Source organism: Leptospira haakeii (assembly GCF_002812045.1).
Taxonomy (GTDB): domain Bacteria; phylum Spirochaetota; class Leptospiria; order Leptospirales; family Leptospiraceae; genus Leptospira_B; species Leptospira_B haakeii.
Genome location: NZ_NPEG01000016.1, coordinates 1 through 12,913, shown reverse-complemented (window position 1 = coordinate 12,913; position 12,913 = coordinate 1). Strand labels below are relative to the sequence as shown.

The 12,913-nt window shown below is 37.6% G+C and carries 11 protein-coding genes; 8 read left to right on the top strand and 3 right to left on the bottom strand.

What is annotated here, in order from left to right; genetic code table 11:
• Window positions 1-6 precede the first annotated feature (6 nt).
• Window positions 7-2,526, bottom strand: a complete 2,520-nt coding sequence (locus tag CH377_RS17265) for a histidine kinase N-terminal 7TM domain-containing protein (RefSeq protein ID WP_100724993.1) — start codon at window positions 2,524-2,526, stop codon at window positions 7-9.
• 143 nt (window positions 2,527-2,669) lie between these two features.
• A complete protein-coding gene (locus tag CH377_RS17260; protein ID WP_100724992.1) occupies window positions 2,670-5,123 on the bottom strand; it encodes a hybrid sensor histidine kinase/response regulator in 2,454 nt (817 codons plus the stop codon).
• A 522-nt stretch (window positions 5,124-5,645) separates the two neighbouring features.
• On the opposite strand from CH377_RS17260, the gene CH377_RS17255 reads away from it, so the two are divergent.
• The 6 genes from CH377_RS17255 to CH377_RS17225 all read left to right on the top strand — a co-directional run bounded on the left by CH377_RS17255 (window position 5,646) and on the right by CH377_RS17225 (window position 11,702).
• A complete protein-coding gene (locus CH377_RS17255) occupies window positions 5,646-6,683 on the top strand; it encodes a tyrosine-type recombinase/integrase (RefSeq protein ID WP_100724991.1) in 1,038 nt (345 codons plus the stop codon).
• A gap of 99 nt (window positions 6,684-6,782) precedes the next feature.
• A complete protein-coding gene (locus CH377_RS17250) occupies window positions 6,783-7,082 on the top strand; it encodes a hypothetical protein (protein WP_100724990.1) in 300 nt (99 codons plus the stop codon).
• Complete coding sequence (locus CH377_RS17245; protein WP_100724989.1) at window positions 7,079-7,462, top strand: hypothetical protein; 384 nt, start codon at window positions 7,079-7,081, stop codon at window positions 7,460-7,462. Before CH377_RS17250 ends, CH377_RS17245 begins: the two co-directional genes overlap by 4 nt.
• A gap of 198 nt (window positions 7,463-7,660) precedes the next feature.
• Window positions 7,661-8,437 (top strand): BA5345 family protein, encoded by a 777-nt coding sequence (locus tag CH377_RS19995; protein ID WP_476737694.1) that lies wholly within the window; start codon window positions 7,661-7,663, stop codon window positions 8,435-8,437.
• 251 nt (window positions 8,438-8,688) lie between these two features.
• Entirely contained in the window at window positions 8,689-9,531 is an 843-nt protein-coding gene (locus CH377_RS17230) for a HamA C-terminal domain-containing protein (RefSeq protein WP_100725047.1), read from the top strand.
• A complete protein-coding gene (locus tag CH377_RS17225; RefSeq protein ID WP_100724987.1) occupies window positions 9,528-11,702 on the top strand; it encodes a DEAD/DEAH box helicase in 2,175 nt (724 codons plus the stop codon). Before CH377_RS17230 ends, CH377_RS17225 begins: the two co-directional genes overlap by 4 nt.
• 93 nt (window positions 11,703-11,795) lie before the next feature.
• Here the strand turns inward: CH377_RS17225 and CH377_RS17220 are convergent, their stop codons facing one another.
• Window positions 11,796-12,131 (bottom strand): helix-turn-helix transcriptional regulator, encoded by a 336-nt coding sequence (locus CH377_RS17220; RefSeq protein ID WP_100725046.1) that lies wholly within the window; start codon window positions 12,129-12,131, stop codon window positions 11,796-11,798.
• Between the two features lie 93 nt (window positions 12,132-12,224).
• Here CH377_RS17220 and CH377_RS17215 point away from each other — a divergent pair, with 93 nt between their 5' ends.
• Window positions 12,225-12,443, top strand: a complete 219-nt coding sequence (locus CH377_RS17215) for a helix-turn-helix domain-containing protein (RefSeq protein WP_010572344.1) — start codon at window positions 12,225-12,227, stop codon at window positions 12,441-12,443.
• A 344-nt stretch (window positions 12,444-12,787) separates the two neighbouring features.
• A partial coding sequence (locus CH377_RS17210) for an AbrB/MazE/SpoVT family DNA-binding domain-containing protein (RefSeq protein WP_425268737.1) occupies window positions 12,788-12,913 on the top strand: 126 nt, incomplete at its 3' end.

The window sequence follows — 12,913 nt, the reverse complement described above, 5'->3', positions numbered from 1 at the left end:
AAAAACTCAGACCTCGAAAGGAAGCCCCACATAAAATATAGTATTTCCAGGAGAAGATTCAAACCAGATCCTTCCTTTATGTTTTTCTACAATCCGCTTTGCTATATCCAAACCTAAACCGGAACCTTCTCCCAAAGGTTTGGTGGTAAAGAATACGTCGAATACTTGGTCTTTCACTTCCGCAGGGATTCCGGGCCCCTTATCTTGGATGGAAACTATTACTTCCTTTTCTTGCAAGACAGCGTTTATTCCGATCGAACCTTTATAAGACATTGCTTGGACGGAATTCATGATCAAATTTGTCCATAGATGCATTAAATCATCCGGAAAACCTAAAAATTCCGGGATCCCATCCAAGTTAGTCGAAACTTCAACGCCATGTTTGAACAGATTTTGATACAATGTAAGAACAGTATCTATATTTTCTTTTAAGGAAAATTTTCTTTTCTTATGAGAAGACTCAAAATGTGCAAAACTTCTAAGCGCATATACAATTTTTGCGGAACGTTCTACTGCGGTTTTGATCGTATCCACACATTGTTCCGGACCCAAAAGATTTAAGAAGAAGGGAAGTAGCTCCCTAGTATTCTGATTTTTTAATATTCTTTCAAAATTTTTCCAGGAAGATGAAATTCCGAAATCCACGAAAAATTCGGCAGTTTCTTCGGGAAGGAGAATATTTGCGGATTTCATTTCAGTTTTAATCTCTGCAAGTATTCTTCTTCTTTCTAAACCGATCAGTATCTCTTTGGAAGAAACTCCTAAAGAGATAAGTTCTTTATATGAATTCCAGTCCTTGTCAGATAAGGAAGAGAGAAGTGGAAGAATAGAACGTAAGTCCGTTCTTATCCTTTCTAAATAAGAGAGAATATTAAAACCTGCAGCTTGGATCGCGCCTATGGGATTGTTGATCTCATGAGCAATCCCTGCGGCTAATTGTCCTAGGTCTGCAAGTTTGGAAGCTTGGATCAGTTTTGCTTGCGTTCTTTTTAGGCTTTGAAGAGCATCTTCCAGATTGAATTTTTGGGATTCGATGATTTCCTTTTGGGAAAGAATTTCTTCATTGGCTCTTTGTAATGTTTCTATTCTGAATTCTGCTTCTTTTAAACCTGTTGCATCAGTTCCGGTCGAGATCACATATTGTAAATGGCCGTTTCTATCTCTAACTTCTTTATGCTCCCAAAGAGTCCTTCTGGATTTTCCATCTTTGGTCCTTAGAAGTACACTTGTGTGTTTTGGGAACCTTTTCTTTGCAAAACGTTGTTCGAAAACTTTTGCAATTGTCTTACTTTCTTCCGCAAATAGTTCCGTTTCCCAAAAAACTTTTCCTTCCAACTCCATTAGGTCGAATCCTGTGGTCTCTAAACAGGCTCTATTCAATAAAATTAATTTACCATCTCCGTCTAAAACCAAAAATAAGATACTAGTGGAATCTAGAATACTCTGGAGAATATCCCTTCTTTCCGAAAGTTTTCTTTCGGAAATTGCCCTTTGGGTCACATCTCTCAAAACTATAATTGCGAATTGAGAACCTTCTGCTCTTTGGGAGCGAACGGAAACGTCATAATATTTTCCGTGATTCGTTTTCCATTCCGTATTCGCCTTTCGGTTGGTGTGACATTCTTCTACAAGAACATCTAGGTCGGGAAGAAATTCAGAAAGTTTGGAATTTTGTTTGAGCCTTGCTGTTCCAAGCAGATGTAGGGCGGAAACATTACAGTCCAAAAGAAAGCCGGAAGAATTCATTACAAAAACTGCATCTTGTATATATTCGAAAACTTGGTTTCTTGCTAAGGGGATCAGGTTTAAGATCCTGAAATAGAAAAGACCGTACATCCAGACGATCAATGCAAAGCTTGCCGCTAACGGAAAGATATCCAATTTAGGATGGACGAAAGGAATAAAACCTCCGGCAGTCATTACTTGACTTCCGAAGGGAAGAGAGATCCCGATCATAAATACCAAACATCTGATCCTATGGAACGCTCTTTGAGACCAGGCGCCGTATATTAAAATTATAATACATAGGGTGAATATGGAGATTGAATTGATTACATAGACCTGCATCCAAGGCCCATATTCATAGATTAGAGCAAGCCAAGGAGCAGAGGGGTCGAATCGGAAAGAAGGGCGGATCCATTCTGCCGGCCCGAACCAAACTGCAATTTCGGTGCAGATAGGAATGATTGAAAAAAGAAGTACACTAATTGGGTGAATGAATCTATTTAAGTTAGCTACCCTTAAACAGAGGAAAAGAAGAGAAGCAATCAGAAGATCAGGACCTATAAATTGGAAATTATCCCAAAAAATAATGTTCTCAGGTCTTATGCTGACTATCTCCCAAAAATAACCGAAACTATAAAGAATGATTCCAAGGCATACTAAGATGAATTCCGGAGCGCCGGAAGTTTGTCTACTTTTGAATCCTATTTTAAGAGATAGAATAGATAGAGAGAGACTGATTAAAGGAAGGATTGCGTAGGGTGTCCATTTGAACCAGGCTAAAGATTGGACTTCCGTTCCCATGCAAACTAATATCGAAAGCCACTCCTTCGGCTCAAGGAGAAAGTTTCTGAGCTGAAAATATAAGACGTATTAGTTGGATCTATTCAATCTTCAGAGGATAAATCTATCTCTTAAGTAAAGAAATTATAGAGTTAAATGCCTATTCAATTGCGGAAACCGACCGCGGTTCCTGCTCTTTCTCCCAAGGTAAAGAAGAAGGATGCACCTTCTCCTATTTTACCTTCTGCCCAAACCGAACCCTTGTATCTTGTGACGATCCTGTGAACGATTGCGAGACCGACTCCTGTGCCCGAAAATTCATCTTGTCTATGCAATCTTTGGAAAACACCGAATAGTCGATTATAATATTTCATATCGAAACCGGCCCCGTTATCTTTTACGAAGAATGTTTTACCTTTTTCTGTATTCGTAACTCCGATCTCTACCTTAGGTTTTTCTTTTTTGGCGGAATATTTTACCGCGTTGGAAATCAGGTTCTGGAATACGTAAGACATCATATCTCGATCCGTAGTTACGTTTGCGAGTGGGTGAATAATAATTTCAGCGTTATGTTCTGTTTGGTCCTTGATCTGACTTACTACATTTTCGGCGACTTCAGTAAGATCGAAAGTGGAATCCTTGAGCTCTTTTTTCCCTACTTTAGAGAATTCTAATAAATTATCGATCAGATTCTCCATTCTTTTTGTGGAGTCGATCAGCACATTTAAGAAACGTATCCCGTCAGCGTCCAAAACGGAGCTATGATCTTCTAGGATCATTTGAGTGTAGCCCTGGATTGCTCTCAATGGTGCTCTCAAGTCATGGGAGACCGAATAGGAGAATGCTTCTAACTCAGAATTTGCAAATTCCAGTTCGAAGTTTTTTTGTTCTAATTTTTCTAAATTCTTTTTCCTATCTTCTGCAATTGCAAGAAGAGACTTCACTCTTACGATCAATTCTTCCGGATGGAAAGGTTTGCATAAATACTCATCCGCCTTCGCTTCCCAACCTTTTAACATAGCTTCTCTATGGGTTAGGGCTGTAAGAAGAACGACGATTGTTTTGGAAATTTTAGGATCTGCTTTGATCTCTTTGCAGAGTTCGACGCCGTCCATCTCCGGCATCATCACATCCGAAAGAACCAGGTCCGGCTCCCAGAGATAGACTAATTTTAATCCTTCTTTTCCATTCTGAGCAGACTTGACCTGGTATAAAGGAGAGAGAAGTGAATAGATATAACTAGAAAGATCTTCATTATCCTCACAGATCAGAACTTTAGGCTTATCCGAAAGATTCGTATCTTCTTTATTAGGGATCTCTAAACTAGAATATTGAGGAGAATGGGAAAAAATTTTGGAAGAAGGGTCCCTTTCATCAGAGTCCGCTTTTTCAGCCGGAATTTTGACGCTAAATTTGCTTCCTGAATCCAGTTTGCTAGTAACTTCTACAGAACCGCCTAAAAGTTCCGAAAAATCTTTTACCATAGCAAGACCTATTCCAGTACCACCGTACTTTCTGGTAGAAGAACCTTCTGCCTGCTGGAACTTTTTAAAAATAATTTTTTGGTCTGCATCCGATATCCCGATCCCGGAATCTTGAACGGTAAGAAAAAGTTGATCATCCGAATAAGTTAGGGTAACTGAGACTTCCCCACCCTTAGGAGTGAATTTTAATGCATTAGAAAGAAGATTAAAGAAGATCCTTTCGAATAAATAACGATCAATCAGAACATACAAATCGGAAGGAGGTATTTCTTTTTGGATTTGTATGTTCTTCTCCGAAGCGCTCGGCTCGAAATCTTTCAAAATGGCCTGGATCAAATTACTTATATTCGTGGATTCAAGTTCCACCTTCATTTTTCCTGCTTCAAATTTAGAAAAATCTAATAAACTGTTCACCATTTGAAGAAGTCTGATCGAATTATTGTGAACCGTTTCCAACATTTGGGTATTATTGGAAGAGAGATTGGACTTTTTATCCGTAAGAATGGATTCCACTGGAGCTAAAATCAAACTAAGGGGGGTTCTAAGTTCGTGAGAGACATTTGCAAAAAATTCGTTTTTAATTTTTTCGGTTTCTCTTAAACTTTTATTCGCGGACTGCAATTCCTGAGAGCGACGAATGATCTCTGTTTCCATCTCTTCCGTACGGGAACGAAGTGCTTCAGTCATCTCTGATTGTTTTTCTCCTCTTTCTTTTAGGAGAACAAATTCTGTAACATCTTCCGCTTTATGGATGATGCAAATTACCTTTCCTTTTTTATCCAAAACAGGAGAATTTAAAGGACTCCAATATTTAACGGTAAAACCTCCGCCTTCTTCCTCTGGAAGTTGGATATCATATTTTTGAACCGCCATCGTATCCATTGCTTTCGTTTCCAAAACACGGAGAAGGGAACTGCGAAGATTGCTCACTCCTGTTGCTTCTGGATCGTCTGGATTGTCTGGAAAAACTTCGAAAATCCCTCTGCCTAGGATTTTCTCTCTTTCAGTTAGAGTGGCTTTGCAGTATCCATCGCTTACTGCTATAATTTTAAGCTCGGGAGAAAGTACCAGATACAAACCTGGAACCTTCTCGAAAAGAAGACGAAAATCAGGGCTGGAAGAAGAATGATCCATCTGGTTTGCCTAATATAGAAATGAAAGATCCGAAAATAAACGAATTCATTTCAAAATTAAAGAATACGGATAAAATAGAATATCTAATTTCCTAAAAAGTTCCATTAGAATCCATTCCGTTTTTAAAGAACTATGGAAGTTTTGTCATTCCAGAATTGTCCTTTGAGTGATGGGATCACTTAAGTATACTTCTAGAAAATCTTCCAACAAAGTATGTTAGACGATCTTTCTCTGCTGCCGGACCACTCTTAATAATTTTTCATTTTTTAATCAGTAAAATTGTCCGTAAGGGGCGCATAACGGATATTTTTCTGGTAACCTTCCTGGAATTTCGGAATTTGCTGGCAATAAGTCGAAACGCGAATAAAAAAGGCAAAACTCTACCCAGAAGCGTCAAATGAGGTCCGACGATTTCTTTTTAATAGGATTTTTTTTGTTTCAGTGTGACTGAAGAGGCGGAGCTATATTCTAAAATTAAAATAATTACTATACATATATTTAGTATTTTTCTATCTTCTCCCTATGCCCCAAAAAGTCAAAATTTGGAAACACTGGGAGAATGGACACTGCTTCAGTGCCATTTCGTTTTCTTACGACATTGAACTCTTCCAAAAATTGTCCAAAATGCCGAATGCAGTTTGGAACCATCAGCTCAAATTTTGGAAAATACCGTTCTCTGATTCTTTTCTATCCGAATTTATTTCTACTCATCGAGAGAAGATAGAAGCGGAACCTGATATTCTTCTTATTCCGCTTAAAACGGAGGTGTTAAGACGGAATTATAGCAAGAAAACCCTGAAGTCCTATTTTTTATATAACCGAGCTTTCTTAAGGTCCGTTGAAAAAAATCCATACACAGTTACAGAGTCCGAATTGAAGATCTACTTGGACCGGATTTTATACGAAAAAAACTTAGCTTCTAATTCTCTAAGATCAGCTCTTCAATCTTTTAAATTTTATTATAATACTGTAATAGGTAGTAGATTCCTAACTTCTTACCCTCTTCCTAAAAGAGAGAACAAGATCCCAGAATCTTTATCCAGGAAAGAAGTCGTTCGCATTATAGAATCTCTTTCCAATCCTAAACATAAACTTCTATTGAAACTTTGTTATGGATCCGGCTTAAGAGTAGGGGAACTCGTAAAGTTAAAAGGATACGATTTAGATTGGGATAAAAAGTCCATTCGCATCCGACAAGGTAAAGGGAAGAAGGACCGTTTTAGTCTTTTGCCCAATAGTTGCAAAGAAGATCTAAGCGACTTGTTGAAACACCAAGGCAGAAGTTCCTGGATTTTCACAGGCCAAATCCCCGGAAAAAATCTAAGTATTAGAACCGCGGAAAAAATATTCACCGCCGCTAAGAAACAAGCAGGCATCACTAAGGATGTTTCAATCCACGACTTGAGACACGCGTTTGCAATTCATCTCTTGGAGTCAGGCACCTCGATCAAAATGATCCAAAGATTGCTTGGCCACGTTTCCGTAAAAACCACGGAGATCTACGCTAGAATTGTTGACCCGATGGTTTCTAAGGTCAAAAGTCCTTTGGACGATCTCTGACTTTGCGAACATTCGCCCATGCATTTCATGGGCGAATATACGGATACTTGGAGTTAGACGCAAGCGCTCAAAATTTTAATTTAATAGGAAAACTGATATATGCATTTTGTGCTCTCATGGGATATTCATGCTGCCAATCAGCAGGTACATAACAAAGTTACTGAAGAATTGAAATTAGTTATCAAGCCCTATGCGTGGGTTAGACCCTTGAATACTTTCTACATCGTTAAAGTTCAAGGACAAACTCAGTGGGACAGTATTTTAGATGGCTTAGTTAAAGTTAATAATGCTAATAACAAAATTGTTAATTTAGTTATGACTCCACTTATGCAGGGAGGAAATTATAACGGTTTGCTTTCGAAAGATTTGTGGAATAGCATTAACGGGCTAACTAAATGAAAAAGAATGTAAAAAAGATTCATATAGAAGCCACCACTAAAGATTTCAAGAATCCTGGTGCAAATCCTGTTAGCAAGGGTATGAATATTGCTATTTCGCTTCCTGAATCGATCGAAATTAGAATGGTTAATGCCGCAGCATTAGCTGATTATGAAGTTTGGTTCTTGATTGCTTCCATTCTTGCTTCTACTACGGCTGGTTTTCTTACTGCCTATATTCAGGAAATATCTAAATATTCTAATTTAGTTTCAACTATTGTCTTTGGTTTACTATTTCTTCTTAGTATTGGCATGGCTTTATCTAAAAGAAAATTGCTTACTGAGAAATCTAAAACAATAAAAGTTAAGATGGTTGAAGCGATCGAATCAGAAACTGATTAAATAATAAGTTCCGCGCCAGCGTCTAACTATCGGCTCTGACGCATCGCTTCGAGATTGCTACGCAACTCTCGCTCGGCCTTCGGCACATTTCGCTTTGTCACTCGTCTTGCTGGGCAAGCCTCGCGCCAAGTGCTTGTGCACCCGCGAAACGTCGTCAAGCCTTGGTCGTTATACGCCATTGTTTAATCATTTTTCTGTATGACTGAATTCAATAAAATAATTAGATATATTTTCCCAGTAGCTATATATCTTGGATATTCATTCTCCTTCATAAGCACTGCATTATTGCCGAACCGGCATTTTTACAATATGTTAGGTTCCATCAAGATTGATTTAACTATATCCATCGCGTATGTTGGTGGCATAGGCTTTCTTATTAGTATGCTTCATCATTTATGTTTTTGGCATCTTCCGCTTTATCCAAGGACAGAATATTATAAGTTTGTAAGGGACCTGATAAGAGCAAGGCTCATAAAATTTACAAAGTACCCGAATTATAATGGATTTAGTCAATGGAAGAAAGTTTTCCGGTTTATCAAGACGTTAGGAGATAGTTCTGCGTTGAATGAAAAGTCACTATGGCGTATCATAAATATTATTTGGCATCGATTACGAGCGGAAGACCCTGAGCTTGAAAGAATAAATGGTAGAAATGATTCATTAACAGATCTAATGCATGGAAACGGATCATCACTCATTGCCATAATTTTATCGGGGGCAACTTCCTGGATATATTTGAGCTATTATCAAAGATACATCGAAAGAGGGTATCAGTTTGATAATAATTTCATTTGTATCACTGTAACCGTATTTTCAATTTTGTTACTAAGCCACTATATTAGCTATAGATATACAGTTTTAAATCTAAATCGATTCGTAGAATCTAATCTATTCCATGCTCTTTCAATTCGCGCAAATTCACGTGAGAAATGGAAAATCAAAGGACCTTTGATATATCATTTGTACCGGAGATAGGTCAAATAAACAACGGCGTATAACTTTCGGCTCTGACGCATCGCTTCGAGCTTGCTTCGCAACTCTCGCTTGGCCTTCGGCACATTTCGCTTTGTCACTCGCCTTGCAGTGGCAAGTCTCGCGCCAAGTCCTTCGGACTCGCGAAACGTCGTCAAGCCTTGTTCGTTATCTGCCATGCCGCGCCCCTCATTAAGACGCCAGCCGTCCTTGGCTGGCTAAATATAATTTCTAACATAGAGACACTTAAGATCATGAGAAGACCATTTAAATCTGAACTAGTAATCGACGAATTAATTAATGAGACAGGGCTTAAAGCTTTCAATGTGGGATACGATCAGAAACAATTTCGTTTAAAGGAATTGGTTGATATTATTCGGGCAGTAATTCCGGAATTTGCCTTCGGATATCACGAAGGCGTTGGCGTTCCAATGCAAGATATTGTTGATCGAATCCAAGAGGCAGCTACCGCAGTTTATACGACCGATAAGTATCAAAGGAGAGGAGAGTTTGGTGAACTAATCCTTCACCTCTTGCTTCGTGAATTTTGCGGAACGACTCCTCTTATTAGCAAAATATATTTTAAGGATTCGAATAACACTGTTGTACATGGATTTGATGCCATACAGGCTAGTGAAGAAGCAGGAAAAAAAAGATTATGGCTGGGCGAATCAAAATTATATAAAAACGGCAAAGATGGTATTGATGAATTATTAAATGATGTTAAATATCATCTGAAAGCCGATTACATTAGATCTGAATTTTCTCTTCTGGCAAAGAAGCTTCCACAAGATGTCAAGGACATAAATGACTGGAGGCAGCTGTTAGATAAAAAACAAAGATTAGACGTTGTCTTCTCTACAATAGTATTAGCCCTTGTTTGCACTTATAGTAGCCCAACTATTGTGTCGCATAATGATAATACCCCTCAGTACATAACAGAGTTGAAAAGAGAATTAAAAGACCTACATAAAGAGTTTTGCTCAAAAGTAAACGCTGGCAATTTCGAATTAATTTTAATGTTACTTCCTGTGCCGGACAAAGATGCATTAAATCAAGAATTAGATACCAGATTAAAAAGGATGCAAGGAATATGAGTTTTGAAAATTATTCTAACGCATTAGATTATATTAATCAAAAAGAAGAATACAGTTTTGAAGATAGTTTCTCGCTCGCAAAATTTTGCTCGGAGCAATTATTAACTCCTGGTAAAGAAAGTGAAGGCAGAGAAATTCTTATTAGAATTTTCGATAAATTCAAAAAAGTGAACACGGCTACATCAGCAATTTGGTATGATTTGTTGGATGTTGCTGGATTGTATCCTTATCTATCCGATTTTGAAATTCTTGGGAGTAGCCAATTACGCCATGAATTTCACAAGTCAAGACATATACCGAATGTCTTCTTGCATGAAGAGCAGTTGCAAATTTCGCAAAAACTTTTATCAAAAGAAAGTGTAATAATTAGCGCTCCAACTAGTTTCGGGAAAAGTATACTGATAGAAGAAATCGTTGCTAGTAAGATATATAAAAACATAGTCATAATTCAACCTACCTTAGCCCTTCTGGACGAGACAAGAAAGAAGTTGCGAAAGTATTCAGAAACATACGATTCCATTGTATCAACTAGTCAAAAGCCTATTGAAAATAGATCTAATCTTTTCCTATTTACAGCAGAAAGGGTTGTTGAATATAAAGATTTTCCAGATATAGATTTCTTTGTTATAGATGAATTCTATAAATTAAGTCTATTGCGTGATGATGAACGATCAATTGCTTTAAACCACGCTTTTTACAAACTTCTAAAGCTGACAAAAAAATTCTATCTACTCGGGCCTGTTGTAAGAAGCATCCCAAAGAAAGTTCACGAATCTTTATCCTTTAATTGGATTCATACTAACTATTCAACTGTAGCCGTTAATGAAATTGATATAAAGGAAGCTTATAGAAAAAATGATAAAGAAAAGAGAGTAATTTTGTACGAATTACTTTTGGATCAGGAAGAATCTACGCTAATCTACTGTTCTTCTCCTCAAAGGGCAACTTCTTTGGCTAGTGAATTTTTGGAGGTTATCAAAGAAAAAAAATCTCAGCAATTGAAGACAGATGGTAATAATCCAATGATATCATGGGTTAAAGAGAATATGCATACTTCTTGGAGTTTAAGTCATTTGCTGGAATATTCAATAGCATTTCATCACGGGGCATTGCCGCGCCATTTGGGTAGTTCAATTGTTGATGGATTTAATGAGGAAAATATTAAATATTTATTTTGCACATCAACATTGATTGAAGGCGTAAATACAGTCGCGAAAAATATTGTACTTTTTGATAGAAAAAAAGGACCCAAACCAATTGATTACTTTGACTATAGAAACATAGCAGGTCGATCAGGAAGAATGAAAGTACATTATACGGGAAACGTTTATAAGTTTAATCCCGAGCCAGATCAATATGAATTAGATTTAGATATTCCGATCATCACTCTCGAAGATGCGCCGGAAGAATTGTTAATCCAAGTTGATCAGGAAGAAATGGATGAAAAGTCTCGTGACAAACTTAAAGATTATTCTTCATTGCCAGAAGAACTCAAAAGCATAATAAAAGAAAATTCAGGAATAGTTGTTGAAGGTCAACTTAATCTTCTCACGGAGATTGATGGTAACGTAGACTATTACCATGAACTATTATCTTGGAGGTCATTACCTTCATATAAACAGTTGAATTCGGTTTGTGAACTAATTTGGGAGTATCTCAAAACCTTACCAGGAAGCGATGCTAGCATAAAGAGCCCTGCTCAATTAGCAAAGGTATCTCTGGATTACTTGCGTATCAAATCTATCTCTGGATTAATTAAAAAGCAACTCGAACAGAGTTATTGGAAAAATAAAATTCCTGACGAACAAGAGCGAATTGATAAGATCGTTTACGACGTCCTAAATTATTCAAGAACTTGGTTCGATTTTAAGTTACCAAAGTATTTAATGGTCATCGATAAACTGCAAAGATATGTATTCCCGCAATACGATTTGGAGCCTGGTGATTATGGTTTTTTTGCATCAGAATTAGAGTCATCTTTTTTACCTAAATATTTATCCATGCTACTTGATTATGATGTACCTTCATCTGCCGTTCGAAAACTTGTTAAATATATAAAGGAACGCGATGCAGAGGCAAATATTATCAATGCTCTAAATGCTTTGGATTTCGAAAAGACTGATTTAAATGAATATGAGAAGCAGAAACTTCAAGCGTTACTTATTAGATAGCATTTGCTTGTCTCGGTTCTTCCGAACCGATTCACCCGAACGCTTCGCGATCGGGACGCAGAATCTTTCCTTAGCTTGTTCTAGCTACCCTCGTTAAAACTGCTTCGCAGATTTGACTCGGGCTCTCTTCTGTGATTTAATAACTTCATTGGTTGTAAATACAGAGTAAAAGAAGAAAGGAGATTTCTTATAAATCTTCATGAACTTAAAAAACTCGTCCATGTACAACCTACATTTACCGGATTCTATCTTTGAGATTTGACTCCTACTCCTTTTGATGATCTTTGCAACTTGGGATTGAGTAAGATTTGCTTCTATTCTTGCAACTTTTAGCTGCTGATAGAAAGCATTTTTCTCCTCTTCGGAAATTCTCCTTATAATTCTAGATTTAATCCGTCTATGGGCAATGTTTTTAGATTTTCTCGTCATAAAAGAACCTTTTTGAGCAGAGATGTGTAAAGAATACATATCACACGGCATACCGCGTTCACTTTTTGTCAACTCTGCCGCAATATACCGTGTGTGGATTTCGAAGAATTTTTAGTAAAAGTCGGAAAAAATATTCAGAAAGTTCGTAAGGAAAAAGGGCTTACTCAGGAAAATATGGATGAAGGCGATTACGCTGTTCCTGTAAGAACTTTACAAGACATTGAAGCGGGCAGGGCTAATTTTACTGCTAACTCAATTTTCAAGCTTTCTAAACGATTAAAGGTTAAGCCCAAAGACTTATTGGATATCTGAAAATCGTAATTCTATCTGCGTTCCCTAACCGGCTTAGCCTTCCTTGGCTACGCCGGTTAGAATTCGGGGCGCGGCACAGCAGATAACTAAAAATTGTCGCGGCGCTTCGGGATCGCTTTGCGACCCTTGCTTGGGCTTCGCCAAATTCCGCTTTGTCACTCGCCTTGCAAAGCAAGTCTCGCGCCAAGTCCTTCGGACTCGCGGAACTTCGACAATTACTGGTCGTTAGCCGAACATCGAGCACAACATTTGTTCTTTTTCGAAAAGCTTCTATTTCAGTTACTTTTTTGATTTTTTTCAGATAAAATACTTGAAAATTATTCAGTTATTACTATTGTTATAACATGGATGCTTCATCAGTAAAAAAGACAACAATTCGGGCAATAGGGAATTCCGCTGGGGCTACAATTCCTAAAGTACTTCTGGAAAAGTATAATTTCCATGAAGGAGATACTGTCTTTCTTTTGGAA

Coding starts and splice junctions, on each gene's coding strand:
- CH377_RS17265 (WP_100724993.1), bottom strand. CDS start 2,526: ATGGGAACGGAAGTCCAATCTTTAGCCTGGTTCAAATGGACACCCTAC.
- CH377_RS17260 (WP_100724992.1), bottom strand. CDS start 5,123: ATGGATCATTCTTCTTCCAGCCCTGATTTTCGTCTTCTTTTCGAGAAG.
- CH377_RS17255 (WP_100724991.1), top strand. CDS start 5,646: ATGCCCCAAAAAGTCAAAATTTGGAAACACTGGGAGAATGGACACTGC.
- CH377_RS17250 (WP_100724990.1), top strand. CDS start 6,783: ATGCATTTTGTGCTCTCATGGGATATTCATGCTGCCAATCAGCAGGTA.
- CH377_RS17245 (WP_100724989.1), top strand. CDS start 7,079: ATGAAAAAGAATGTAAAAAAGATTCATATAGAAGCCACCACTAAAGAT.
- CH377_RS19995 (WP_476737694.1), top strand. CDS start 7,661: ATGACTGAATTCAATAAAATAATTAGATATATTTTCCCAGTAGCTATA.
- CH377_RS17230 (WP_100725047.1), top strand. CDS start 8,689: ATGAGAAGACCATTTAAATCTGAACTAGTAATCGACGAATTAATTAAT.
- CH377_RS17225 (WP_100724987.1), top strand. CDS start 9,528: ATGAGTTTTGAAAATTATTCTAACGCATTAGATTATATTAATCAAAAA.
- CH377_RS17220 (WP_100725046.1), bottom strand. CDS start 12,131: ATGACGAGAAAATCTAAAAACATTGCCCATAGACGGATTAAATCTAGA.